Source organism: Streptomyces purpurascens (assembly GCF_045040895.1).
GTDB classification, from domain to species: domain Bacteria; phylum Actinomycetota; class Actinomycetes; order Streptomycetales; family Streptomycetaceae; genus Streptomyces; species Streptomyces purpurascens.
In genome coordinates this window covers 3598305-3624217 of sequence record NZ_CP108341.1, presented here as the reverse complement: position 1 = coordinate 3624217, position 25913 = coordinate 3598305, and the positions used below count along the sequence as shown (strand labels likewise).

The window sequence follows — 25913 nt, the reverse complement described above, 5'->3', positions numbered from 1 at the left end:
TCCGGGCCTGTCACGAGCCGTTGACAGGCTCGATCGGCATACACGTACGCCGAACCCATGGAGTACGACGACTCGAATGCGGGACGAGAGCATGCACGAGGAACAACTGCGACCGGAACACGGCCCACTGGCGGGATTCACCGTGGGCGTCACGGCCGCGCGCCGGGCCGAGGAGCTGGGCACGCTGCTCCAGCGGCGCGGCGCCACCGTCCTGCATGCCCCCGCCCTGCGGATCGTGCCGCTCGCCGACGACAGCGAGCTGCTGGCCGCGACCAAGGAGATCATCCACCAGGTGCCGGACATCGTCGTGGCGACCACCGCGATCGGTTTCCGGGGCTGGGTCGAGGCCGCGGACGGCTGGGGTCTGGGCGAGGATCTGCTGGCGCGGCTGGGCGGCGTACGGATCATGGCGCGCGGGCCCAAGGTCAAGGGCGCGGTCCGGGCCGCCGGGCTGACGGAGGAGTGGTCGCCGTCCTCGGAGTCCATGGCCGAGGTGCTCGACCGGCTGCTGGAGGAGGGCGTCGACGGTCTGCGGATCGCGATCCAGCTGCACGGTGAGCCGCTGCCCGGCTTCGTGGAGTCGCTGCGCGCGGCCGGTGCCGAGGTCGTCGGCGTGCCCGTCTACCGGTGGATGCCGCCGGAGGACATCGGGCCGGTCGACCGTCTCCTGGACGCGACGGTGTCCCGCGGTGTCGACGCGCTGACCTTCACCAGCGCGCCCGCCGCGGCCTCCCTTCTCTCCCGGGCGGAGGAACGCGGACTGCTCCCCGAGGTGCTGGCGGCACTCGGCCACGACGTCCTGCCGGCCTGTGTCGGCCCGGTCACCGCGCTGCCGCTTCAGGGCCACGGCATCGACACGGTCCAGCCCGAGCGCTTCCGGCTCGGTCCGCTCGTCCAGCTCCTCTGCCAGGAGCTGCCCGGGCGGGCGCGCTCGCTGCCGATCGCCGGGCACCGGGTGGAGATCCGCGGCCACGCGGTCCTGGTCGACGGCGACCTCAAGCCCGTACCGCCCGCCGGCATGGCACTCCTGCGCTCCCTCTCCCGCCGCCCCGGCTGGGTCGTCGCCCGCGCCGAGCTGCTGCGCGTCCTGCCCGGAGCCGGCCGCGACGAACACGCCGTCGAGACGGCCATGGCCCGCCTCCGCACGGCCCTCGGCGCCCCGAAGCTGATCCAGACGGTGGTCAAGCGGGGCTACCGCCTGGCCTTGGACCCGGCGGCGGAGACGAAGTACGGGGACGCGTGAGGCCGCGCCGGGGTTGAGCGACAAACCGCCATGGGCGCACGCCGTGTGCTCTGGCCGATGTGTGCCGCTGTACAGGGCTCCGCGCCGGCCCGACGGAAAGACCTCGGCGACACGACGACGGTCCCCCGCGGCGACGCTGATGGCTCCCCCGGAGGGGCGAACCGCTGACGGTCCTCCCCGGGGCGCCCCTTGAGGGTCTCCCTCCGGGGGCGACAGCCGACAGCCCCCGTCGGTGACGACAGCCGCCCCGCCTCCGCCGGTCCCGCCGGGCAGCCGCCGGTGCGCGGCAGCGCTGGGGGCACCGGCGGATGAGCTGTGCTGCGACTGGGACGAGGGCATCGGGGCTGGGCTGCGCGCCGGGCTGAGGCACCGGTGTGCAGGGCCGCGTCGGCGGTCGGGCTGGAGGAACCCGGCGTACGAGGCCGGGCCACGGCCGGATTCGCGCACCGGCGTGAGTGGCCGCTGCGCGAGCCGCCCCGGAGGTGCCGGCGTGCGAACCCGTACACCGGCCCCCGGCCGGAACGCCCACCCCGGCGGGCCGGCCGGCCGCGTCAGGCCCGTGCGGAGGGGTTTCCGGCGGGGGAGTGGGCAGGCACTGTATGAGGGAACGGTTTCCCAGCCCTCTCACTGGCATCTCACCGGCCCTCTCGCGACCGGGGTGAACCCCTAGGCGGTGACAGGCACATGGCATTGGGTACGGCCACGGCCCCGTACGAGCTGCGGTTCGATGCCGGGCGGATCTGCCTGGATCTGCTCTCCACCACGCATCCGGAGGAGCGGCTCGACTCCGTGGCCGTGCTGCGCGCCTGGATCACCGGCTCCGGTCTCGTCCCGGCGGACACCGTCCTGGCCCACGCCGACGCCGCCTGGGCGGCCGCCTTCCGTGAACTGCGCGACCAGGTCGGGAGGTTGGTGCGCGGCTGGTCGGCGCCCCGGGCCCGGGCGTACGACTTCGCCCTCGCGCGCGTCAACGACCTGGCCACTCCGGCGCCCCCCGCCCCCCGGGCCGTCCGCGACGGAGACGGCGAGCTCATACGGCAGTTGGACGGCCCGCCCGACTGCGCCGCCCTGCTCGCGGCCGTCGCCCGGGACGCCGTGGACCTGCTCACCGACCCCGTCGCCCGCGCGGCCCTGCGCCAGTGCGAGGGAGACAACTGCCCGATCGTGTACCTCGACACCTCCCGGGGGCGCAGGAGGCGCTGGTGCTCCAGTGAGGTCTGCGGGAACCGCGAACGAGTCGCCCGGCATCGCCGCCGCGCGGCACTCGCACGGGCTTAAGTCCCTTTTGCCCACCACGGCACGGCAGTTGCGTGGCAACGGCACTCAATTCCCTTGTCCTAAATGACACTTCTGCGAACGCACTGTCGAAGTGATTTCGATTACATACCGTTTACCTACGCCACCGTAGGGAAGGCCTGGCTTGATCTTGCTCATGTGGCAGAAATGTGAAGATCGCGGGGTGGGAATGTGACTCCATGTCCAGCTCGTCACGTCATCTCGAAGAAATCTGTCACGTCTCCTTGAACGCCCAACCGCTCGTTTCCGTACGGCATGTGGAGCGACCGACTGGGGGAACCCCCGGACACCGGAGGTGGGCGTGCGCAAGGATTCCGTCGTGGCCAATGAACGTGCACCGAGGGCCCGACATCGCATGTCCCAGCCCTCGGAACCCGACGAGGAGCTGATGCGTGCTCTGTACAGAGAACACGCCGGACCCCTGCTCGCTTACGTCCTGCGACTGGTCGCCGGAGACCGGCAGCGCGCCGAGGACGTCGTGCAGGAGACCCTCATACGTGCCTGGAAGAACGCCGGTCAGCTCAATCGGGCGACCGGATCGGTACGCCCCTGGCTGGTGACGGTCGCCCGGCGCATCGTCATCGACGGCCACCGCAGCCGGCAGGCCCGGCCGCAGGAGGTCGACCCGTCGCCGCTGGAGGTCATCCCCGCGGAGGACGAGATCGACAAGGCGCTGTGGCTGATGACTCTGTCGGACGCACTCGACGACCTGACCCCCGCCCACCGGGAGGTGCTCGTCGAGACGTACTTCAAGGGGCGTACCGTCAATGAGGCGGCCGAGACTCTGGGCATACCCAGCGGAACCGTCCGCTCGAGGGTGTTCTACGCCCTGCGTTCGATGAAGCTCGCACTGGAGGAGCGGGGGGTGACGGCGTGATGAGTGTTTACGGGGGTAACCAAGGGTTCGGTACGGGAGGCATGGGTATGTCAGGCCCCATGCAGGAATCTCCGGTGCCGAACGAGCACGAGACCGTCGGCGCCTACGCCCTCGGCATCCTCGACGACGCCGAAGCAACCGCTTTCGAAGTCCACCTCGCGGGCTGTGAATGGTGCGCCCAGCAGCTCGACGAGCTGGCCGGCATGGAGCCGATGCTCGCCGCCCTCGCCGACCTCCCCGGCTCCGGCACGCCCGCGATCGGCGAGTCGCTGTCCGCGAAGCCGCGGCCCCGCCTGGTGGAGAAGCTCGTCGACGAGGTCGCCGAGCGCCGCGCCCAGAAGCGCCGCCGCAGCTTCTACATGGTGGCCGCGTCCGCCGCGCTGATCGTCGGCGGTCCCTTCGTCGCGGTCGCGACGAACGGCGGCGGCGACGGCGGGGGCGCGGAGAACCGCCCGCTCGCCGCGAGCCCGGCCAAGGAGGCCTTCAACGGCATCTCCGACAAGATCACGGCCACCGACCCGACCACCAAGGTCACCGCGACGGTCGCCCTCCAGAAGAAGGACTGGGGCACCGGCATGGTCCTGGAGGCGAAGAACCTCAAGGGCCCGCTGAAGTGCGCCCTCGTCGCGGTCGGCAAGAACGGCGAGCGCGAGACCCTCTCCTCCTGGTCCGTCCCGAACTGGGGCTACGGCATCCCGGACGCCACGACCGAGAAGGCCAAGGAGCCGCTGTACGTCCAGGGCGGCGCCGCCTTCCAGCCCAACGAGATCGACCACTTCGAGATCGTGACCTTCGACGGCAAGCGTCTGGTCGAGGTCGACGCGTAGCCTTCAGGGGTCCCCTTCGCGTACGGTAGACGGCTGCCATGCACGTCAGAAGGGGGCCCGGTGGCCGCTCAGGCTCAACAGGAAACCGCGCTCGAAGACTCCCTGAGAGACCGCGAGATCAGCGTCGAACAGGAACACCTCGACCGGGTGTACCGACGCCTCGAGGAGAAGATCCACGAGGCCGAGTTCCTCATGAACGACGCGGCCCAGCGCGGCCAGGTCGGCACGCCCGGCGCACTGGCCGAGCGGGACGCGCAGGTCTTCCGGGCCGGCGTCCACCTCAACCGGCTCAACAACGAGTTCGAGGACTTCCTCTTCGGCCGTATCGACCTGCTGACCGGCAAGGACGGCAAAAAGGGCCCCGACGGCGCGTACACCGCGGTGGAGCCCGCCGAGGGCGCCGTCCGTGAGGACGACACCGCCGACATCGCCGAGACCCTGCACATCGGCCGCATCGGTGTCCTCGACCAGGACTACGCCCCGCTGGTCATCGACTGGCGGGCCCCGGCCGCCGCCCCCTTCTACCGCTCCACCCCCGTCGACCCCGGCCGCGTCGTCCGCCGCCGCGTCATCCGCTCCAAGGGCCGCAGGGTGCTCGGCGTCGAGGACGACCTGATGCGCCCCGAGCTGACGGCCTTCCTCGACGGCCACGAGCTGCCCGTCATCGGCGACGGCGCCCTGATGGCCGCGCTCGGCCAGGCCCGCAGCCACACCATGCGCGACATCGTCGCCTCCATCCAGGCCGAGCAGGACCTGGTCATCCGCGCCCCCGCCGCCTCCGTGACCTACGTCGAGGGCGGTCCGGGCACCGGCAAGACCGCCGTGGCCCTGCACCGCGCGGCCTACCTCCTCTACCAGGACCGGCGCCGGTACGCGGGCGGCATCCTGATCGTCTCGCCGACCCCGCTGCTCGTCGCCTACACCGAAGGCGTGCTGCCCTCCCTCGGCGAGGAGGGCCAGGTCGCCATCCGCGCCATCGGCTCACTCGTCGAGGGCAACGAGGCCGCGCTCTACGACGCCCCGTCCGTGGCCCGCGCCAAGGGCTCGTACCGCATGCTCAAGGTGCTGCGGAAGGCCGCGCGCGGCGCCCTGGAGCTGAGCGACGCGCCGACCCGGCTGCGCGTGGTCGCCTTCGGCCGCCGCCTGGAGCTGGAGGCCCAGGAACTGGAGGCCATCCGCCGCGCCGCCCTCGGGGGCACCGCCCCCGTCAACCTGCTGCGCCCGCGCGCCCGCAAGCTGCTCCTGGACGCCCTGTGGGAGCAGTCCGGCTCGGCCAACCGCCACAGCGATCCGGAGCTGGCCGCCGAGCTGCGCTCCTCCTTCGACGAGGACATCACCTCCGAGGACGCCTTCATCGCGTTCCTCGACGCCTGGTGGCCGGAGCTGACCCCGGCGGCCGTCCTGGACGCCATGACCGACGAGCGGCGCCTCGGCCGCTGGGCCCGGCGGATCCTCAACCCCGGCGAGGTCCGCAAGGTCGCCCGCTCCCTCAAGCGCGACGGCCGCTCCGTGCACGACATCGCCCTGCTCGACGAGCTCCAGGCCATCCTCGGCGCCCCCGCCCGCCCCCGGAGGAAGCGCGAGCTCGACCCGCTGGACCAGCTCACCGGCCTGGAGGAGCTGATGCCGGTGCGCGAGGAGTCCCAGCGCGAGCGGGCCGAGCGACTCGCCCAGGAGCGCACCGAGTACGCGCACGTCATCGTGGACGAGGCGCAGGACCTCACCCCGATGCAGTGGCGCATGGTCGGCCGCCGCGGCCGGCACGCCACCTGGACGGTCGTCGGCGACCCGGCCCAGTCCTCCTGGTCCGACCCGGACGAGGCGGCCCAGGCCCGCGACGAGGCCCTCGGCACCCGCCCGCGCCGCCGCTTCCAGCTCACCGTGAACTACCGCAACCCGGCCGAGATCGCCGACCTGGCCTCGAAGGTGCTGGCCCTGGCCATGCCCGGCTCCGAGTCCCCGAAAGCGGTCCGCTCCACCGGCGTCGAGCCCCGCTTCACGGTCGTCGAGGACACCCTCGCCGAGACCGTCCGTGACGAGGCGGCCCGGCTGCTGGAGCGCGTCGACGGCACGGTCGGCGTGGTCGTCGCCATGCAGCGCCGCGCGGAGGCCCGGCGCTGGCTCGCCGGGCTCGGCGACCGGGTGGTGGCACTCGGCAGCCTGGAGGCGAAGGGCCTGGAGTACGACGCGACGGTCGTGGTCTCCCCGGCGGAGATCGCCGACGAGTCCCCGGCCGGACTGCGTGTGCTGTATGTCGCACTGACCCGGGCCACCCAGCAGCTCACGGTCGTCTCGGCGGAGCGGGACGAGCCCGACGCGGCGGGAGTCCCGGACCTGCTGAGGGACTGATCCGGGCCGTCCGGCGGACCGCGCCCGGATACCCACTTGTCGGCGAAATGAACTCCCGGTACGGGAATGGCCTTACGGGATCTGTTTGTTAGCCTGGATGTGGCACCGGCCCGATCCAAGCCCCCGGGCCCAACCTTCGTCGCTACGAGCGACCACTTGCCGCGAGGCGAGCATGGCGGGCCGGTGCCACCTAGTTCTACAGGGGACTTGCGCAGAGACCCACGTCCGACGTGACGTGGGTCTCTTTTTGCTGGCCTGTTCCGCGAACAAAAAGTTCGCAATCGGAGGCGGCTACCAGCTACCCAGCGGTAGGTGCGACTATCGGACGGCACAACTCAGCGTCAGGTGAAAGCAGAGGAAGTCGGCCATGGCAACGGCGCCCAGCGTCTCCTACTCGATGACGGTCCGGCTGGAGGTGCCCGCGAGCGGAACCGCCGTCTCGCAGCTCACCACCGCCGTGGAGTCCTCCGGAGGCTCGGTGACCGGCCTCGACGTCACCGCATCCGGTCACGAGAAGCTCCGTATCGACGTCACCATCGCGGCCTCGTCGACCGCGCACGCGGACGAGATCGTCGAGGAACTCCGCGGCATCGAGGGCGTCACGCTGGGCAAGGTCTCGGACCGGACCTTCCTCATGCACCTCGGCGGCAAGATCGAGATGGCGTCGAAGCACCCCATCCGCAACCGTGACGACCTGTCCATGGTCTACACGCCGGGCGTGGCCCGCGTCTGCATGGCGATCGCCGAGAACCCCGAGGACGCCCGCCGCCTCACCATCAAGCGCAACTCCGTTGCGGTCGTGACGGACGGTTCCGCCGTGCTGGGCCTGGGCAACATCGGCCCGAAGGCCGCGCTGCCCGTCATGGAGGGCAAGGCGGCCCTCTTCAAGCGGTTCGCCGGTATCGACGCCTGGCCGATCTGCCTGGACACGCAGGACACCGACGCGATCGTCGAGATCGTCAAGGCCATCGCCCCGGGCTTCGCCGGCATCAACCTCGAGGACATCTCCGCCCCCCGCTGCTTCGAGATCGAGGCCCGGCTGCGCGAGGCCCTCGACATCCCCGTCTTCCACGACGACCAGCACGGCACCGCGATCGTCGTCCTCGCCGCGCTGACCAACGCACTTCGCGTCACCGGCAAGGCGATCGAGAACATCCGCGTCGTCATGTCCGGCGCGGGCGCGGCCGGTACGGCCATCCTGAAGCTGCTGCTCGCCGCGGGCGTCAAGAACGCCGTCGTCGCCGACATCCACGGTGTGGTGCACGCCGGCCGCGAGGACCTGGTGGACGCCGCCCCGGACTCCGCACTGCGCTGGATCGCCGACAACACCAACCCCGAGGGCCTCACGGGCTCGCTCAAGGAGGCCGTGCGCGGCGCCGACGTCTTCATCGGCGTCTCGGCCCCGAACGTCCTCGACGGCGACGACGTGGCCGCCATGGCCGACGGCGCCATCGTGTTCGCGCTTGCGAACCCAGACCCCGAGGTCGACCCGGCGATCGCCCGCCAGACCGCGGCCGTTGTCGCGACCGGCCGCTCCGACTTCCCGAACCAGATCAACAACGTGCTGGTCTTCCCGGGTGTCTTCCGCGGTCTGCTGGACGCCCAGTCGCGCACGGTGAACACCGAGATGATGCTGGCCGCCGCGACCGCCCTCGCGGACGTGGTGACCGAGGACGAGCTGAACCCGAACTACATCATCCCGAGCGTCTTCAACGACAAGGTCGCGGGCGCGGTCGCCGGGGCCGTGCGGGAGGCCGCCAAGGCGGTGGGGGCGTCCGCCCTCTGACTGTGAGTATCCCCACGACAGCCCGGGGAACGGCGCGTCGCAGGACCTCTGTGAGCAGCGGAGCCCTATCGTGGCGGCCAGGCTCAGGCCCTCTTTTCGTGTGACTCCTGAAGGGTGTACTCACGACACGTGCGGGTGCCGGATTGGCTTTCCCGCCGCAGGTAGGGGCAGGATGCGTCTCTGGGCGCGAGGGTCTGACGACGGACCCGGTCCGGGGACTCACGGAGGACCCTGGCAGCATCGGCTTCGATCTGACGCCTCAACGGCAAGATGAACACGGGAGTAACAACATGAACCGCAGTGAGCTGGTGGCCGCGCTGGCCGACCGCGCCGAGGTGACCCGCAAGGACGCCGACGCCGTGCTGGCCGCGTTCGCCGAGGTCGTCGGCGACATCGTCTCCAAGGGCGACGAGAAGGTCACGATCCCCGGCTTCCTGACCTTCGAGCGCACCCACCGTGCCGCTCGCACCGCCCGCAACCCGCAGACCGGCGAGCCCATCCAGATCCCCGCCGGCTACAGCGTGAAGGTCTCCGCGGGCTCGAAGCTCAAGGAAGCCGCCAAGGGCAAGTAACCCTGCCGTTCGTACGCCGACGGCGTACGGACCACAGTGAGTGACATCAAAGGGGCGGCCACCCGAACCGGGTGGCCGCCCCTTTGGCATTGCTGCGCGTGCTGTCCGAGCGCCGTGCGCGTGACTACGACTGACGCCCGGGGAGATGACCCCCGGGCGTCGGTCGGGCGGGCGTCGAGCCTGTGTGAGGTCAGCCCAGCGCCTTGCCGGGGAGCTCGACCTTCGCGCCGAGCTCCATCAGCTTCTCCATGAAGTTCTCGTAGCCGCGGTTGATGAGGCCGATGCCGTGGACTCGGGACGTGCCCTGGGCCGCCAGGGCCGCGATGAGGTACGAGAAGCCGCCGCGGAGGTCGGGGATGACCAGGTCCGCGCCCTGGAGCTTGGTCGGGCCCGAGACGACGGCCGAGTGGAGGAAGTTGCGCTGGCCGAAGCGGCAGTCGGAGCCGCCCAGGCACTCGCGGTAGAGCTGGATGTGCGCGCCCATCTGGTTCAGGGCGGAGGTGAAGCCGAGGCGGGACTCGTAGACCGTCTCGTGGACGATGGACAGGCCCGTGGCCTGGGTCAGGGCCACCACCAGCGGCTGCTGCCAGTCGGTCTGGAAACCGGGGTGGACGTCCGTCTCCAGCGCGATGGACTTGAGCTGGCCGCCGGGGTGCCAGAAGCGGATGCCCTCGTCGTCGATCTCGAAGGCCCCGCCCACCTTCCGGAAGGTGTTCAGGAACGTCATCATCGAGCGCTGCTGCGCGCCGCGGACGTAGACGTTGCCCTCGGTCGCCAGCGCCGCCGACGCCCAGGACGCGGCCTCCAGCCGGTCCGACAGGGCGTGGTGGGTGTAGCCGCCGAGCTTGTCCACACCGGTGATGCGGATCGTCCGGTCGGTGTCCATCGCGATGATCGCGCCCATTTTCTGCAGAACGCAGATCAGGTCCTCGATCTCGGGCTCGACGGCCGCGTTGGACAGCTCCGTGACGCCCTCCGCGAGGACCGCCGTCAGCAGCACCTGCTCGGTCGCGCCGACGGACGGGTACGGCAGCCGGATCTTCGTACCGCGCAGCCGCTGCGGCGCCTCCAGGTACTGCCCGTCGTCCCGCTTCTCGATACGCGCGCCGAACTGCCGCAGCACGTCGAAGTGGAAGTCGATGGGCCGGCCGCCGATGTCGCAGCCGCCGAGGCCGGGAATGAAGGCGTGGCCGAGGCGGTGGAGCAGCGGACCGCAGAACAGGATCGGGATGCGGCTCGAACCGGCGTGGGCATCGATGTCAGCGACGTTCGCGCTCTCCACGCGCGTCGGGTCCATCACCAGTTCGCCGGGCTCGTCCCCCGGACGGACCGTCACACCGTGCAGCTGCAGCAGACCCCGCACGACCCGTACGTCACGGATGTCCGGAACATTGCGCAGCCGGCTCGGAGCGCTGCCCAGCAGCGCTGCCACCATGGCCTTCGGTACGAGGTTCTTCGCACCGCGGACACGGATCTCGCCCTCCAGCGGGGTTCCGCCGTGGACAAGCAGTACGTCGTCATTGCCGTTGACGGTCATGAATCTCGCGTTCCGTGGAGTCGGGCAGGGGCCAGAAGGGAAAGGGTAATCGCCCACCACCCCCTATCTGTAAGCCTGAGTCAGACCCAGACACGTCATAGCTCTGTCACAACACGAACCGTTCCGTGCCGGGCACATGGGGTCACGGTCGCTTTCGTGCGCGTGGAACGCACCGGTGCGCCCTGAGCTGCGTACCCTCGCGTCCCCCCATTGCCTCCCCACGCGGAGGGAAGATGCGGGATCATGTCTGCCATGACCGAGGTGTCCTCGCTCACAGGGCGGTTGCTCGTGGCCACCCCCGCCCTGGCGGACCCGAACTTCGACCGCGCGGTGGTGCTGCTCCTCGACCACGACGAGGAGGGCTCCCTCGGTGTCGTCCTCAATCGCCCCACCCCGGTGGATGTGAACGACATCCTGGAGGGCTGGGGTGACCTCGCCGGCGAGCCCGGCGTCGTCTTCCAGGGCGGTCCGGTCTCGCTGGACTCGGCCCTCGGGGTCGCGGTCGTCCCCGGCGGCGCGTCCGGGGAGGCCGGCCCGCTGGGCTGGCGCCGGGTGCACGGCGCGATCGGTCTGGTCGATCTGGAGGCCCCGCCGCAGCTGCTGGCCTCCGCCCTCGGCTCCCTGCGGATCTTCGCCGGATACGCCGGCTGGGGCCCGGGCCAGCTGGAGGACGAGCTGGTGGACGGCGCGTGGTACGTCGTGGAGTCGGAGCCCGGCGATGTCTCGTCCCCGTGTCCCGAGCGGCTCTGGCGCGAGGTCCTGCGCCGCCAGCGGGGCGAGCTGGCGATGGTGGCGACGTATCCGGACGACCCTTCGCTCAACTGATGCGTGTGAGCTTCAGTACCCTGGGGCCTATGAGCACTCTCGAGCCCGAGCGCGGGACTGGTACGGGGACCCTCGTAGAGCCGACGCCGCAGACCTCGCACGGTGACGGTGACCACGAGCGCTTCGCCCATTACGTCCAGAAGGACAAGATCATGGCGAGCGCCCTCGACGGCACTCCCGTCGTGGCGCTGTGCGGCAAGGTGTGGGTGCCGGGCCGCGACCCGAAGAAGTACCCCGTGTGTCCCATGTGCAAGGAGATCTACGAGTCCATGGGCTCCGGCGACGACGACAAGGGCAAGGGCGACAAGTAGCGCCCGGCCTGTACGGCGTAAGGCCTCCAGGGTGCGTTTTGCGCGCCCTGGAGGCTTTTGTGCTGTCCGGGCGTTGCGCGGGACGCTTCAGCCGGTCACAGAGTGGTTGAGACCTCTTGTGGTCGTGTTCATGCAGTCCCTAGCCTCCGATGTGTTGTGCACAGCGAAACCTTCATTGCGCATGTTGCAACACTCCCTCGGAGGAGCACTTCATGAAGCTGTCCGTCCGTTTTGCCGGGCTCACGGCGCTCGCCGCCCTGCTGGCCACCGCCTGCGCGCCCCAGACCTCCAGTAACTCCTCCTCCGACAAGGACGAGAAGACCGGCGCGCTGCGTGTCTGGCTCTTCCAGGAGGTCGGCAACACCCCCAAGGAGAAGGTCGTCGACTCGGTCGTCGCCGACTTCGAGAAGGCCCACAAGGGCACCAAGGTCAACGTCGAGTACATCCCGATCGACACCCGCGCCCAGCGCGTCAAGGCCGCCTTCAACGACCCCGCCTCCGCTCCCGACGTCATGGAGTACGGCAACACCGACACGGCCGGCTATGTGAAGGACGGCGGACTCCTCGACGTCACGAAGGACTTCGGCGACTGGAGCGAGGCGAAGGACACCGACCCGACCGCGAAGCAGTCGGTGACGGTGGACCGCAAGATGTACGGCGCCCCGTTCTACGTCGGAGTCCGCGCCCTGTACTACCGCACGGACGTCTTCGAGGAGCTGGGTCTGAAGCCCCCGAAGACGATGGACGAACTGGCCTCCACCGCCCGCGCGATCCGCGCCGCGAAGCCCGACCTCTACGGGCTCGTCGTCGGCGGCGCCTACACCTACGGCGCGATGCCGTTCGTCTGGGCCAACGGCGGTGAGCTCGCCAACGGCAAGGGCGGTTCGTACGCCTCCGGCATCGACAGCCCGGAGGCCCAGAAGGGCATCAAGGCGTACACGTCCCTCTTCGGCGACGACAACTGTCCGGCCGCCAAGTGCGCGGGCATGGGCGGCAACGACACGATCTCCGCCTTCGCCGCCGGGAAGGCCGGGATGGCGATCGGCGGCGACTTCAGCCACACCGCCGTCGAGGCCGGGAAGGTCAAGGGCAAGTACGCCGTCGTCCCGCTGCCGGGCGTGAAGTCCGGCTCGATCGCGCCCGCCTTCGCAGGTGGCAACAACATCGGCGTCCTGAAGAGCACCTCGCACCGCACGCTCGCCGTCGAGCTGATGGAACAGCTGGCCTCGAAGAAGACGCAGACCGAGCTTTTCGGCGCGATGGGCTTCCTGCCGACCTTCACGGACGTACGGCAGCAGGTCGCGACCGAGGAGCCGTTCGTGAAGCCCTTCGTGCAGACGCTCTCGGCCGGCACCAAGTTCGTCCCCGCCTCACCCGCCTGGGCCCAGATCGACTCCTCGCTCGTCCTGCCGACGATGTTCCAGGAGGTCATCGCGGGCAAGAAGGACGTGCCCGCCGCCTCCGAGGACGCCGCGAAGAAGATGAACGCCGCGTTCGGCTCCGCCGGGTGACCCGGATGAACGACCGCACCGAATCGGGTGGGGCGGACGTGGCCGGGTCGGTCTCGGTGGCCGACTCGGCGCCGGCCGCGGGCCGGCCTCCGGCCAAACCCAAGGCCGGTGGCGCGCGGGTCGGACGTGACCGGCGGCCGGTCACGCGCCGGCCCGCCCCGGGCAGGTCCGCGCTCCGCTCGGGCGGCTGGACGCCCTGGCTGTATCTCGCGCCCGCGCTCGTCGTGCTCGGCGGGCTGCTCGTCTACCCCATCTACCAACTCGGCCTGATCTCGTTCTTCGAGTACACCCAGGCCCAGGTCAGCGGCGGCGCACCGACCACGTTCCAGGGGTTCGCGAACTACGCCGAGCTGTTCGGGGACCCGCAGTTCTGGCAGGTGCTGCTCGCCACCGTGCTGTTCGCGGCGGCCTGCGTCGTCTCCACGCTCGCGGTCGGCTGCGCCCTCGCCGTGCTCCTCACCCGTGTGCGGGCCGTGCCGCGGCTCGCGCTGATGCTGGCCGCGCTGGGCGCGTGGGCGACCCCGGCCGTCACCGGCTCCACGGTCTGGCTGTTCCTCTTCGACCCGGACTTCGGCCCGGTGAACCGGATGCTGGGCCTCGGCGACCACTCGTGGACGTACGGGCGGATCAGCGCCTTCTTCCTCGTCCTGCTCGAAGTGGTGTGGTGCTCCTTCCCGTTCGTGATGGTGACCGTGTACGCCGGGATCCGCGCCGTGCCCGCCGAGGTGCTGGAGGCCGCCGCCCTGGACGGCGCCTCGCAGTGGCGCATCTGGCGCTCCGTACTCGCCCCGATGCTCCGGCCGATCCTGGTCGTCGTCACCATCCAGTCGGTCATCTGGGACTTCAAGGTCTTCACCCAGATCTACGTCATGACGAACGGCGGCGGCATCGCGGGCCAGAACATGGTCCTGAACGTCTACGCCTACCAGCAGGCGTTCGCGTCCTCGCAGTACAGCCTCGGCTCGGCGATCGGCGTCGTGATGCTGCTGATCCTGCTCGCCGTCACGCTGGTGTACCTGCGGCTGCTGCGCCGGCAGGGGGAGGAACTGTGAATCTTCTACGCGCCCGTGTCCGCCGCCCGGGGCGGCTGGCCGCCGAGGCCTCGGCCCTGCTGATCGCGGTCGTCGTCGCCTTCCCCCTCTACTGGATGGTGCTCAGCGCCTTCAAACCGGCCGGGGAGATCGAGTCGAGCGAGCCCCGGCCGTGGACTCTCGCGCCCTCCCTGGATTCCTTCCGGCGGGTCTTCGGGCAGCAGGAATTCGGCCGTTACTTCCTCAACAGCCTCGTCGTCGCAGGCTGTGTCGTGATCGCCTCCGCGCTGATCGCGTTTCTCGCCGCGACCGCCGTGACACGATTCCGCTTCCGCCTCCGGACCACGCTGCTGATCATGTTTCTGGTGGCCCAGATGGTGCCCGTGGAAGCCCTCACGATCCCCCTCTTCTTCCTCATGCGGGACTTCGGTCAGCTGAACACCCTCGGCTCGCTGATCCTGCCCCACATCGCCTTCTCGCTGCCCTTCGCGATCTGGATGCTGCGGGGGTTCGTGAAAGGTGTTCCGGAGGCGCTGGAGGAGGCCGCCTACATCGACGGGGCGAGCCGGGCTCGATTCCTCTGGCAGATCCTTTTCCCCCTCGTCCTGCCGGGCCTCGTGGCCACCAGCGTGTTTTCGTTCATCTCCGCCTGGAACGACTTCCTCTTCGCCAAGTCGTTCATCATCAGTGACACTTCCCAGTCGACGCTGCCCATGGCGCTGCTGGTCTTCTACAAGCCCGACGACCCGGACTGGGGCGGCGTCATGGCCGCCTCCACGGTGATGACGATCCCGGTCCTGGTCTTCTTCGTACTCGTACAGCGGCGCCTGGTCTCCGGACTGGGCGGAGCGGTGAAGGACTGACGTGACCGATCTGATTCCGGCACCCCGCGGCGTCGTCACCGGCCCCGGCGAGGTGCGGCTGACGCAGCACTCCCGGCTCTGCGCCGGCACCGGGACGGAGGGCGTCGGCCACTGGCTGCGCACCGCCCTCCGGCAGGCCACCGGCCTGCCGCTCCACGAGGGGCGGGAACCCGACGACGCCGGCGACGACGGCATCGGGCTCCGACTCGACCCCGCACTGGGCCCCGAGGAGTACCGCCTCGTCAGCGACTTCAGCGGCGTCCTCGTCGAGGGCGGCAGCGCGGCCGGGGTCTTCTGGGGCGCCCAGACGCTGCGGCAACTCCTCGGCCCCGACGCCTACCGCAGGGCCCCGCTCAGCCGCGACCGCGCCTGGGCCGTGCCGCACCTCACGATCGAGGACGCGCCCCGATTCCGCTGGCGCGGCCTGATGCTCGACGTCGCCCGTCACTTCATGCCCAAGGAAGGCGTCCTGCGTTACCTCGATCTGCTGGCGGCGCACAAACTCAACGTCTTCCACTTCCATCTGACGGACGACCAGGGCTGGCGCATCGAGATCGAGCGGCACCCGCGGCTGACGGAGATCGGCTCCTGGCGTGCCCGTACGAAAACCGGCCACCGCGCCTCGCCGCTGTGGGAGGAGAAGCCGCACGGCGGCTACTACACCCGGGACGACATCCGGGAGATCGTCGCCTACGCCGCCGAGCGGCATATCACCGTCGTCCCCGAAATCGACGTGCCCGGCCACTCGCAGGCCGCCATCGCCGCGTACCCGGAACTCGGCAACACCGACGTCATCGCCACCAACAGCCTCTCCGTCTGGGACACCTGGGGAATCAACCCGAACGTACTCGCCCCCACTGACAACACCCTGCGCTTCTACGAGGGCGTCTTCGAGGAAGTCCTCGAGCTGTTCCCGTCGGAGTTCGTCCACATCGGCGGCGACGAATGCCCCAAGGACCAGTGGCGGCGGTCGGAGACCGCCCAGGCGCGCATCAGGGAACTCGGGCTCGCGGGCGAGGACGAGCTCCAGTCCTGGTTCATCGGGCACTTCGACGCGTGGCTCTCCGCGCGCGGGCGCCGGCTGATCGGCTGGGACGAGATCCTGGAGGGCGGGCTGGCGAAGGGCGCGGCCGTGTCCTCCTGGCGCGGCTACGCCGGAGGCATCGCCGCCGCCCGGGCCGGCCACGACGTCGTCATGTGCCCCGAGCAGCAGGTGTATCTGGACCACCGTCAGGACCCGGGCCCCGACGAGCCGGTACCGATCGGATGGGTGCGCACCCTGGAGGACGTCTACCGGTTCGAGCCCGTGCCGCCGGAGCTGACGCCCGAGGAGGCCCGGCACGTGCTGGGCACCCAGGCCAACCTGTGGACCGAGGTGATGGAAGACCAGGCGCGCGTGGACTACCAGGCGTTCCCCCGGCTCGCGGCCTTCGCCGAGGTCGCCTGGAGCGCCCTGCCCGCTCCGGAGGAACGGGACTTCGCCGGCTTCGAGCACCGGATGACGGCCCACTACCGGCGACTCGACGCCCTGGGCGTCGCCTACCGGCCCCCCGCCGGACCGCTGCCCTGGCAGCAGCGCCCCGGAGTGCTGGGGCGCCCGATCGACGGTCCGCCGCCTCACCGGTAGTACCTGCTCGCGGTTACCGAACAGCTCGAACAGGCCACGGAAAATGCGCACAAGGGTCACCGAAAGTGCCAATCGGCATGCACTGGTGAACCCGTGCGAAAACGGACCATCTCCCCGATGAGGTGGGCGAATGCCTCCTAGCGGACCCGTGTCTTCGGCTCTCGCCAAGATGTGCCAGAGTTGCCACGTCCGCCCTGTCAGCACGTACCGTACGGCAGCACAGGTGGGACCAGGTGGGGCAGCGGGAAGGGGCAGCCGGTTTGACCACGCACGCACCGCAGGCGGCGCAGGCCGTCACGCTGCCCACGACGCTGGACGAGGCCGTCGCGGCACTCACCGCCGTGCCCGCCGCCGTGCCCGTCGCGGGCGGCACCGACCTGATGGCCTCCGTCAACTCCGGGCAGCTCAGGCCCGCCGCGCTGGTGGGACTCGGCCGGATCAGCGAGATCCGCGGCTGGCAGTACCAGGACGGTCACGCGCTGCTCGGCGCGGGCCTCACCCACGCGCGCATGGGACGCCCCGACTTCGCGGCCCTGATCCCGGCGCTCGCCGCCGCCGCGCGCGCCGCGGGCCCGCCGCACATCCGCAACGCGGGCACCCTGGGCGGCAACATCGCCTCGGCCGCCCCCACCGGTGACGCGCTGCCGGTCCTGGCGGCCCTGGAGGCGACACTGATCATCGCGGGCCCGGGCGGAGCCCGCCGGGAGATCCCGGTGTCGCACCTGCTGGCCGGGATGGACATGCTGCGCGCCGGCGAACTCATCGGCTACGTGCGCGTGCCGCTGCTGCACGCCCCGCAGGTCTTCCTCAAGGCGACCGGCCGTACCGGCCCCGGACGCGCGGTGGCGTCCGTGGCCCTGGTCCTGGACCCCGCGCGCCGGGGTGTGCGCTGCGCGGTGGGCGCCATAGCGCCGATGGCGCTGCGGCCCCTGCAGGCAGAGGAGTGGGTCGGCCGGCTCATCGACTGGGACAACAACCGCGCGATCGTGCCGGAGGCGCTGAACGCCTTCGGGGAGTACGTCGCCGCGGCCTGCATCCCCGACGCGGCCCCCGCCGAGGACGGCTCCGTACCGCAGCTTCCGCCCGCCGTACTGCACCTGCGGCGCACCGTCGCCGCGCTGGCCCGACGAGCACTGGGGAGGGCGCTGTCGTGACCGACGACCAGCACGGACAGGGCACACCCCGGGGCGGCAGCCGCTGGGACCCGCTGCCCCAGGGCGAGTACGACGACGGCGCGACCGCCTTCGTCGAGCTCCCCGAGGGGGGCGTCGACGCCCTGCTGGCCGCCGACAGTCCCCTCGCCGCGCCCGGCCACGGCTACGTACCGCCGCAGATTGCGGTCGACCCCGCCACGACCGCCGGAACCGACCCGGCCGCCCCGGGCGCGTGGCCGGTGCCCGGCGCGCCCGTCGACGGCGCCCAGTGGCACGACCCGCACGCGGCACACCAGCAGCAGGGCCACGAGCTCGCGGAGCAGCCCTACGGAGCCGACACGCCGTACGGCTCCGACGCGCCCTACGGCTCCGGTACGCCGTACGGATCCGACCCCGGGGCGGGGCAGCACGGCGGGGACGACCGGTTCACGTACAACCCGGGAGCCACCGGGCAGTGGAACTTCGAGGAGGCCGCGGCGGCGGACCCCGCGCCCGGCCATGACGTGACCGGGCAGTGGTCCATCCCCGTCGCCGGGGGCGACCTTCCGGACGAGTCGGGCGAGTTCACCACGTCCTCGCTGGTCGAGCAGTGGGGCGGCAACCCGCCGGCCACGCTCCCGGGCGGCGCGCCCGCGCCGTGGGCGTCACAGGCGGCGGGCGAACCGTGGGGGCAGCAGGTCCCGCAGGACGCGCCGGGGCTGGAGCAGGCCGGGCCGGGCTACCCGCAGGAACACGAGCCGGGCCACGGGCACGGGCAGCGGGGGCTCGCCGGACCGCCCTCCGCATACGCACCGGACCAGGGCGCGCACGCCCCGGAGCAGCCGCCTGCCGGACCCCTGCCGCAGGAGGAGACGGCCCCGACGCACGAGACGCCGGGCAGCGGCCACGCACCTCAGCCCGGGGGGCTCGGCCATGCGCCGGAGCCGTCCGGCTTCGCCGATCACGGATCGGAGCCCTCCGGGTTCGCCGACCACGGATCGGAGCCCTCCGGCTTCGCCGAGCACCGAGTCGAGCACGGGGCAGAGCACCGGGCCGAGCACGGCGCCGATCACGCGGCCGAGCCGTCCGGCGCACCCGGCCACGCACCGGAACCGTCCGGCCCCGCCGGACACCCGGACGAGCACCCCGCGCCCCCCGCGCCCGCCCAGCCGTACGAGTCGCACGCCGCCGAACACGCCGTGCCCCCGGAGGCCGTTCAGGACGCCTCACAGGCCGCTCCCGGGACCGGTGAGGCCGACGGGCCCGCCGAGGACGCCCCGGGCGCCGCAGAGGGCGTTGACGGCCCCGCCGAGCCGGTCGCCGTGCCCCTCCCCGCCATGGCGGACGCGGACACGGACGCCGGACCGGAGGCCGCCGACGGCGAGTCCCCGGACGACCCGGCACCGGAGGACCCCTCCGGCGCCCCGGACGACGCGGCCTCCGCACCCCGGGACGCACCCACCCTCCCGCAGGAGGAACACCCCCTCGCCTCCTTCGTCCTGCGCGTCAACGGCGCCGACCGCCCCGTCACCGACGCGTGGATCGGCGAGTCCCTGCTGTACGTGCTGCGCGAGCGGCTCGGGCTGGCCGGCGCCAAGGACGGCTGCTCGCAGGGCGAGTGCGGGGCGTGCAACGTCCAGGTCGACGGGCGGCTCGTCGCGTCCTGCCTGGTTCCGGCCGTGACCGCCGCCGGCAGCGAGGTCCGCACCGTCGAGGGCCTGGCCGAGGACGGGCAGCCCTCGGACGTACAGCGGGCGCTCGCGCGCTGCGGCGCCGTGCAGTGCGGCTTCTGCGTACCGGGCATGGCGATGACCGTGCACGACCTCCTGGAGGGCAACCCGGCGCCCACCGAGCTGGAGACCCGCCAGGCGCTCTGCGGCAACCTGTGCCGCTGCTCCGGCTACCGGGGCGTGGTCGACGCCGTGAAGGACGTCGTCGCCGAACGCGAGACACACGCCGGACCCGCCGCGGGCGACAACGACGAGGCCCGTATCCCGCGCCAGGCGGGGCCGGGCGCCGGCGGCGTCCACCCGTCGGCCTTCGGATCGCCCCCGGACGCGCACGCCCGGGACGCGCGTTCCCCGGACCAGCATTCCCCCGATCCGCACGACCAGCCCTACGGCCAGGACGGAGGCCCCGCGTGAGCAACGAAGCAGCCACCGCGCAGGCCGCGGAGGCCGTCCCCGCCCCCGAACCGCTGCCGCACGGCCTCGGCGTCTCCCTCCCGGCCGCCGACGCCCGCGCCAAGACGGAGGGCACCTTCCCGTACGCCGCCGACCTGTGGGCCGAGGGACTGCTGTGGGCGGCCGTGCTGCGCTCCCCGCACCCGCACGCGCGCATCGTGTCGATCGACACCTCCCACGCGCGCGAGATGCCCGGCGTACGCGCCGTCGTCACCCACGAGGACATCCCCGGCAGCCCGTTCCACGGCCGCGGCACGGCCGACCGCCCGGTCTTCGCCTCCGAGGTGGTACGCCACCACGGCGAGCCCATCGCCGCCGTCGCCGCCGACCATCCGGACACCGCGCGCATGGCCGCCGCCGCCGTCATCGTCGAGTACGAGGTGCTCGACCCGGTGACCGACCCGGAGCACGCCTTCGAGGCCGAGCCGCTGCACCCCGACGGCAACCTGATCCGGCACATCCCGCTGCACCACGGCGACCCGGACGCGGCCGGCGAGATCGTCGTCGAGGGCCTGTACCGCATCGGCCGCCAGGACCCCGCGCCCATCGGCGCCGAGGCGGGCCTGGCCGTACCGCGCCCGGACGGCGGCGTGGAGCTGTACCTCGCCTCCACCGACCCGCACTCCGACCGCGACACGGCCGCCGCCGCCTTCGGCCTGGAGCCCGAGCGCGTCAAGGTCGTCGTCACCGGCGTCCCCGGCGCCACGGCCGACCGCGAGGACCAGGGCTTCCAGCTCCCGCTCGGCCTGCTGGCGCTGCGGACCGGCTGCCCGGTGAAGCTCACGGCCACGCGCGAGGAGTCGTTCCTTGGCCACGCCCACCGGCACCCCACCCTGCTGCGCTACCGCCACCACGCGGACGCCGAGGGCACGCTCGTGAAGGTCGAGGCGCAGATCCTGCTCGACGCGGGCGCCTACGCCGACAGCTCCGCCGAGGCCCTCGCCGCCGCCGTGGGCTTCGCCTGCGGCCCGTACGTCGTCCCGAACGCCTTCATCGAGGGCTGGGCCGTACGCACCAACAACCCCCCGTCGGGCCACGTGCGCGGCGAAGGGGCCATGCAGGTCTGCGCCGCCTACGAGGCGCAGATGGACAAGATCGCCAAGAAGCTCGGCATCGACCCGGCCGAGGTGCGGCTGCGCAACGCCATGGCCACCGGCGATGTGCTCCCGACCGGCCAGACGGTGACGTGCCCGGCCCCGGTCGCCGAACTGCTCCAGGCCGTACGGGACTTCCCACTGCCGCCGCTGCCCAAGGACACCCCCGAGGACGAGTGGCTGCTGCCGGGCGGTCCCGAGGGCGCGGGCGAACCGGGCGCGGTGCGCCGGGGCGTGGGCTACGGCGTGGGCATGGTGCACATGCTCGGCGCGGAGGGCGCGGACGAGGTCTCCACGGCGACCGTGAAGGTCCACGACGGTGTGGCGACGGTCCTGTGCGCGGCGGTCGAGACCGGCCAGGGCTTCACGACCCTGGCCCGGCAGATCGTCCAGGAGACACTCGGCGTCGACGAGGTGCACGTGGCGCCGGTCGACACCGACCAGCCCACGGCGGGCCCGGCCTGCCATGGCCGGCACACCTGGGTGTCGGGCGGGGCGGTGGAGCGCGCGGCCAAAATGGTCCGTACGCAGCTCCTCCAGCCGCTCGCCCACAAGTTCGGCATGTCCACGGAGCTGCTGCAGATCAACGACGGCAAGATCACGTCGTACGACGGAGTCCTCTCGACGACCGTCACCGAGGCGCTGGACGGCAAGGAACTGTGGGCCACCGCCCAGTGCCGCCCGCACCCGACCGAGCCGCTGAACGAGGCCGGGCAGGGGGACGCCTTCGTGGGCATGTCCTTCTGCGCGATCCGCGCGGTGGTGGACGTCGACATCGAGATCGGTTCCGTACGGGTCGTGGAACTGGCCGTCGCCCAGGACGTGGGGCGGGTCCTGAACCCGGCCCAGCTGGCCGCCCGCATCGAGGCGGGTGTCACCCAGGGCGTGGGCATCGCGCTGACCGAGAACCTGCGCACCCCGCGCGGCCTGATCCGCCACCCGGACCTGACCGGTTACGCCCTCCCGACGGCCCTCGACGCGCCGGACATCCGCATCGTCAAGCTGGTCGAGGAACGGGACGTGGTCGCCCCCTTCGGCGCGAAGGCGGTCAGCGCGGTGCCGGTGGTGACGTCCCCGGCGGCCGTCGCGTCCGCCGTACGTGCCGCCACGGGCCGCCCCGTGAACCGGCTGCCGATCCGTCCGCAGGCCGCGGTGGTCACCGAACGGTCCTGATGTCCCTGCTGGAGGGGGCCGTCCTCGTGGAGGCGATTCCGGCGGGAACGGAACGCGCGAGGGGTGTCTGAGCGTCTGGTGAGGTGGACGCGCAGCCCCTCGACGTGAAGTCGCCGGACGTGAAGTCGATGGGCGCGTCGCTGTTCCGGGGCGTTGTCAGTGGTGGGGCGTACTGTTCTGGGCAGTGGGGGACGGCTGCCGGGCCTGGCCGGGCGGTCGGCCGTGCTCCGCCACGGGGACGGTGAGCAAGCACATGCGGGGGAGCCCATGAGTATGACCGACGCCGGTTCCGCGGTGATCACCCTGACCGAGTCCGACCTGGACCCGTGGGTGACGCACGCGTCGACGCGGCACTGGCTGACCGGCCCCGGACTGCCCTGCGAGAGCGGCGTGCTGAGCTTCGCGGAGCTGAGCCGGGAGGGCCTGCGCACGGTGGCGGACTCGACGGGCGATCCGGCCGACCGGCTGTCGTCGGAGCTGCGCGAGCAGCTGGTGATAGGCGGACTGCTGGGCCCCGGAGGCCTGGAGACGGAGTCGGTCCTGCTGGACGGCGCGACGGGCGAGATCTCGACGACCTCCTTGCTGCACGACCGCCCCGACCTGATGGACCGCCGCCCCCTGGCCCCCTCGCTGCGGACCCTGGTGCGGTTCGCGGAGGCGACGGACGAACTGGCGGGCCTGCGCGGCCAGTTCGCCTCCTACGCGGGCCGCTACGGCCCGAAGGCGGTGGCGCAGGCGTCCCAGCACCTCCTGGCGGTCTTCCGGGACGGCACGGACGGCGAGCCGGCCCCCTTCTGGAAGATGGCGGCCCTCATCCGCCCCCTCTCCCTGGTCGCGGGACGGGGAGGTGCGTCAGGCCTCTCCCTGGACCTCCCGCACCGCCTGCTGGACCAGGAGTTCGGCCCCGGCAAGGTGGCCCGCTTCGAAGACGTCGACTTCCCCGCGACGCTCACCCACGAGCCGACCCGCCGTTTCCTCCGCGAGGTGGGCCTGCCCGAGGACGCCCATGTCTTCTCCCTGGACACGGACGTACCACTGGCGACGCTGGCCGAGTACTACGCCGACGCGGACGGCCCGACGCGACTCCCCTCCCGTGCCCACCACTTGATACGGATCGGCTGCCTGGTCGACGACAACAGCCTGGTCGTCGACGGCGAGACGGGCGCGGTCCTGAACTGGAACGAACCCGAAGCGACCCTGCACCCCCTGAACACGGACGTCTCGACCCTCGCCTTCACCCTCTGGCTCCTGCACCGCGAGCGCGCCATCGACTCCCAGTCGGACCATGAGCTGACGACCGACACGTACGACCAGTTGGCCATGACGATGCTCCAGGTCCTCTCGGCGGTGGACCCGACGGGGGTCATGGCGGGGAGGTCGGGGCGGCACTACTGGACGGATGTGTTTCGCGATGAGGCGGGTGGGGTGTTGTAGGGGGCGGGTTTGTGCGCTGGAGGGTGGTCCAGCCGACCCAGCCCCGCTGCCTCAGCAGCTCGATGAGCCGACGGGCGGACGGCACGGTGTCGAAGACGAACGCGTCCATCAACTCGGCGAGCACCGGCTCGATGCCGCCCGGGTCGCCGACGTATTCCTCGCCCCTCTCCTCGGCCAGCCTCGTGACGTAGGCGGCCACCCGGTCGGCCAGTTCCACCAGCCGCGGATCGTTGTCACTCCACCCGAGAGCCGCACTCAAGGCCAAATAGAAGTCGACGAACTCCGGATCGGCGATCTGCTCCCGCTTACGTGCGATCCACTCCGGCACCCGCTCGGGTGAGCGCGCGACCAGCGGGATCCAGCCGTCGCGCTCGGCCTGGACGATCCGCTCGTCGACGCCGAGCGCCCGCAGCCGGTCGAGAAACCCGACCACCTCAGGGGGCAGCGCCAGACTGTCTCCTGAGGCGAGGCGGGCGATCCGCGCGCGGTGCCGCTGCCGCTCCCGGATCTCCGTTTCCAGCCGACCGTCGATGTCCGCGACGGCCGAGGCGAACTCCTCCTCGCCGGCCTGGAGCAACTCCCGCACGCGCGCCAGCGGAACCCCGGCTTCGGCGAGAGTCCGGATCCTGATCAGCTCCACCACGGCCCCGGCGTCGTACCGCCGATAGCCGGAGTGATCCCGTTCGGGCTCCGGCAGCAGTCCCTTGGCGTGATAGTGCCGCACGGCGCGCACGGTCACTCTCGCGTAGGCCGCGAGCTCGCCGATGGTCAGCATGGGCCCAGTCTGGCTCAGGAGGCCGGCCCGCCGACCGGCTGCTGTGCGCTCCGGACGATCTCGGCGATGTCCGGTGCGTGGGTGAAGACCAGCCGATGGTCGGCGTCGAGCCAGGAGACGGAGACGTTCGCCCGCTCCCGGACGAGTCGCTCGACGCCGTTCCGCCAGAGCCGGTTGTGCCGCGGCGCGCGCCCCGCGCCGCTGCGGCCGGCGATCGCGCTCGACATGATCATGCGCACGGCTCCATCAGCCTTCCGGTAGCGCTCGAGAATTTCGGCCCGCACCACATCCATCTCAAGGCCGAGTTCGAAGATCTCCTGGGCACTGAGCATCACCCGACGCGCTCGCTCTTTGCCTTGGTTCCGCTCGGCCTCGTGCCGCGCCATCTCCCGGAACTCCGCGAGGTCGACGGCGCTGACGAACGGCTCGGGCAGCGGATTCGCCCCGTCGACGAGCACGAGCCCGGCGACGCCGTCGGGACACTCGGCCGCGTGGTGCACCGCCAGATCCGCGCCCAGGGAGTACCCCACGAGCAAGGGCGGCGACGGCAGCTCGAGTTCCCCCATCACGGCACGGAGATCACCCAGAAACGCGTCGAAGGAGTACCGCTCGGCGGCGGAGGAGAGCCCGTGCCCCCGGAGATCGAAGGCCACGACCTCGTGATCGCGCCGCAGCAGATCGATCAGCTCGTGCAGGTCGGCCTGTGTGCAGTTCAGCCCCGGGCACAGAACCAGGGGTCTTCCCCGGCCGCCACGAGACACCGGGATGGTGACGCCGTCGTGCTGAACGGTGAGGTGGCGTGTGGTGCTGTCGCTTGTGGCAGGCATGCGGATCAGGTTGGGGGGTTGCCCGTGCGTCAGGGTCAACCGCGGGGCGGGGGAGCGGAGCGGTGACCTGCTTCCTTGCCCACCCGACTGCTCCCGTTGCGCCCTTATTGCGCCCTACCCCGGTCCTGGGCAGCCCCTGATGCTCGATTCATGGGGGATACAGCCGAGTCGAGCATCATCCCGTTACCCGATCCCGACGGACACCGGCAGGCGCCGCCGGGCGTGCCGCAGCCGTGGGAGAAGACCGACCGGGCCCAGGCCGCGATGGAAGGTGCCACCGGTCCCGAGCCGCCCGCTCCGCCCGTGTGCCCCAACTGCGGGCTTGTCGGTGATCGGCGCATCACCTACTACGGCTGGCACGTCCTCCTCGAACCGGACATGCCGGTGCCGGCACACATGGTGCCCGCCTGGCACCGCTGGTACGTGGACTCCAACGGGACGGCATGGAACAGCCGCGCGGACGAGCCCACGCCCGGGGCCGTATGCCGCGTACCGCACCGGATCGCCTGTCCTGGTCTGAGACTCGAGGAGATCGGCCTCTGGCGGTGGCTGGACGCCGTACGCGCGGAGAACGCCCGCCGGGCTTGGCGAAAGGCCGACGAGGAAGCCGCCCGGGAGCCGCTTCCGGACGCGGGTTGA

Annotated in this window: 21 protein-coding genes; 18 read left to right on the top strand and 3 right to left on the bottom strand. The window is 71.6% G+C overall.

Going from position 1 to position 25913, the window contains the following annotated elements; genetic code table 11:
- Positions 1 to 91 precede the first annotated feature (91 nt).
- The 7 genes from OHU35_RS16460 (at position 92) to OHU35_RS16430 (ending at position 8950) form a co-directional block, all read left to right on the top strand.
- A complete protein-coding gene (locus OHU35_RS16460) occupies positions 92 to 1243 on the top strand; it encodes a uroporphyrinogen-III synthase (RefSeq protein WP_405509245.1) in 1152 nt (383 codons plus the stop codon).
- A 684-nt stretch (positions 1244 to 1927) separates the two neighbouring features.
- Positions 1928 to 2521, top strand: coding sequence for an ABATE domain-containing protein (locus OHU35_RS16455; RefSeq protein ID WP_189723979.1), 594 nt, complete (start codon positions 1928 to 1930; stop codon positions 2519 to 2521).
- A 373-nt stretch (positions 2522 to 2894) separates the two neighbouring features.
- Positions 2895 to 3416 carry a sigma-70 family RNA polymerase sigma factor gene (locus OHU35_RS16450; protein WP_010039908.1) on the top strand — a complete coding sequence of 174 codons (522 nt, stop codon included), beginning with the start codon at positions 2895 to 2897 and terminating at the stop codon, positions 3414 to 3416.
- A complete protein-coding gene (locus OHU35_RS16445; RefSeq protein WP_359893923.1) occupies positions 3416 to 4243 on the top strand; it encodes a zf-HC2 domain-containing protein in 828 nt (275 codons plus the stop codon). The genes OHU35_RS16450 and OHU35_RS16445 overlap by 1 nt, the downstream gene beginning before the upstream one ends.
- A gap of 60 nt (positions 4244 to 4303) precedes the next feature.
- Positions 4304 to 6592, top strand: a complete 2289-nt coding sequence (locus OHU35_RS16440) for a UvrD-helicase domain-containing protein (RefSeq protein ID WP_359893924.1) — start codon at positions 4304 to 4306, stop codon at positions 6590 to 6592.
- Between the two features lie 367 nt (positions 6593 to 6959).
- Positions 6960 to 8378 (top strand): NAD-dependent malic enzyme, encoded by a 1419-nt coding sequence (locus OHU35_RS16435; protein WP_189723976.1) that lies wholly within the window; start codon positions 6960 to 6962, stop codon positions 8376 to 8378.
- A 290-nt stretch (positions 8379 to 8668) separates the two neighbouring features.
- Positions 8669 to 8950 carry an HU family DNA-binding protein gene (locus tag OHU35_RS16430; RefSeq protein WP_003950507.1) on the top strand — a complete coding sequence of 94 codons (282 nt, stop codon included), beginning with the start codon at positions 8669 to 8671 and terminating at the stop codon, positions 8948 to 8950.
- Positions 8951 to 9140: 190 nt separating this feature from the next.
- Here the strand turns inward: OHU35_RS16430 and murA are convergent, their stop codons facing one another.
- Positions 9141 to 10487, bottom strand: a complete 1347-nt coding sequence (murA, locus tag OHU35_RS16425) for a UDP-N-acetylglucosamine 1-carboxyvinyltransferase (protein ID WP_189723975.1) — start codon at positions 10485 to 10487, stop codon at positions 9141 to 9143.
- A 252-nt stretch (positions 10488 to 10739) separates the two neighbouring features.
- Here murA and OHU35_RS16420 point away from each other — a divergent pair, with 252 nt between their 5' ends.
- The 10 genes from OHU35_RS16420 (at position 10740) to OHU35_RS16375 (ending at position 23672) form a co-directional block, all read left to right on the top strand.
- Entirely contained in the window at positions 10740 to 11312 is a 573-nt protein-coding gene (locus OHU35_RS16420; protein ID WP_184593481.1) for a YqgE/AlgH family protein, read from the top strand.
- Positions 11313 to 11341: 29 nt separating this feature from the next.
- Positions 11342 to 11623, top strand: a complete 282-nt coding sequence (locus OHU35_RS16415) for a DUF3039 domain-containing protein (RefSeq protein WP_010039914.1) — start codon at positions 11342 to 11344, stop codon at positions 11621 to 11623.
- A gap of 212 nt (positions 11624 to 11835) precedes the next feature.
- Positions 11836 to 13134, top strand: a complete 1299-nt coding sequence (locus OHU35_RS16410) for an extracellular solute-binding protein (protein ID WP_405505747.1) — start codon at positions 11836 to 11838, stop codon at positions 13132 to 13134.
- Positions 13135 to 13139: 5 nt separating this feature from the next.
- Positions 13140 to 14186, top strand: coding sequence for a carbohydrate ABC transporter permease (locus OHU35_RS16405; protein ID WP_189723973.1), 1047 nt, complete (start codon positions 13140 to 13142; stop codon positions 14184 to 14186).
- Positions 14183 to 15028 (top strand): carbohydrate ABC transporter permease, encoded by an 846-nt coding sequence (locus OHU35_RS16400; protein ID WP_189723972.1) that lies wholly within the window; start codon positions 14183 to 14185, stop codon positions 15026 to 15028. The genes OHU35_RS16405 and OHU35_RS16400 overlap by 4 nt, the downstream gene beginning before the upstream one ends.
- Position 15029: 1 nt before the next feature.
- Positions 15030 to 16655, top strand: coding sequence for a beta-N-acetylhexosaminidase (locus tag OHU35_RS16395; protein WP_405505745.1), 1626 nt, complete (start codon positions 15030 to 15032; stop codon positions 16653 to 16655).
- 260 nt (positions 16656 to 16915) lie between these two features.
- The gene (locus OHU35_RS16390; RefSeq protein ID WP_189723970.1) at positions 16916 to 17809 is read left to right on the top strand and encodes a xanthine dehydrogenase family protein subunit M; all 894 of its coding nucleotides are present in this window, start codon (positions 16916 to 16918) and stop codon (positions 17807 to 17809) included.
- The gene (locus OHU35_RS16385) at positions 17806 to 19932 is read left to right on the top strand and encodes a 2Fe-2S iron-sulfur cluster-binding protein (RefSeq protein WP_405505744.1); all 2127 of its coding nucleotides are present in this window, start codon (positions 17806 to 17808) and stop codon (positions 19930 to 19932) included. The genes OHU35_RS16390 and OHU35_RS16385 overlap by 4 nt, the downstream gene beginning before the upstream one ends.
- A complete protein-coding gene (locus tag OHU35_RS16380; protein WP_189723968.1) occupies positions 19929 to 22238 on the top strand; it encodes a xanthine dehydrogenase family protein molybdopterin-binding subunit in 2310 nt (769 codons plus the stop codon). Before OHU35_RS16385 ends, OHU35_RS16380 begins: the two co-directional genes overlap by 4 nt.
- Before the next feature lie 267 nt (positions 22239 to 22505).
- Positions 22506 to 23672: an SUKH-4 family immunity protein gene (locus OHU35_RS16375; protein ID WP_405505743.1), complete on the top strand. Its 1167-nt coding sequence runs from the start codon at positions 22506 to 22508 to the stop codon at positions 23670 to 23672.
- On the opposite strand, the gene OHU35_RS16370 is transcribed toward OHU35_RS16375, so the two are convergent.
- On the bottom strand, positions 23602 to 24447 hold the full coding sequence (locus OHU35_RS16370) for a MerR family transcriptional regulator (RefSeq protein WP_405505741.1): 846 nt from the start codon (positions 24445 to 24447) through the stop codon (positions 23602 to 23604). The two genes, OHU35_RS16375 and OHU35_RS16370, sit on opposite strands and share 71 nt — an antisense overlap.
- 14 nt (positions 24448 to 24461) lie before the next feature.
- Positions 24462 to 25313, bottom strand: a complete 852-nt coding sequence (locus OHU35_RS16365; RefSeq protein ID WP_405505740.1) for an alpha/beta fold hydrolase — start codon at positions 25311 to 25313, stop codon at positions 24462 to 24464.
- Positions 25314 to 25424: 111 nt separating this feature from the next.
- Here OHU35_RS16365 and OHU35_RS16360 point away from each other — a divergent pair, with 111 nt between their 5' ends.
- A complete protein-coding gene (locus OHU35_RS16360; RefSeq protein ID WP_359893941.1) occupies positions 25425 to 25913 on the top strand; it encodes a DUF6083 domain-containing protein in 489 nt (162 codons plus the stop codon).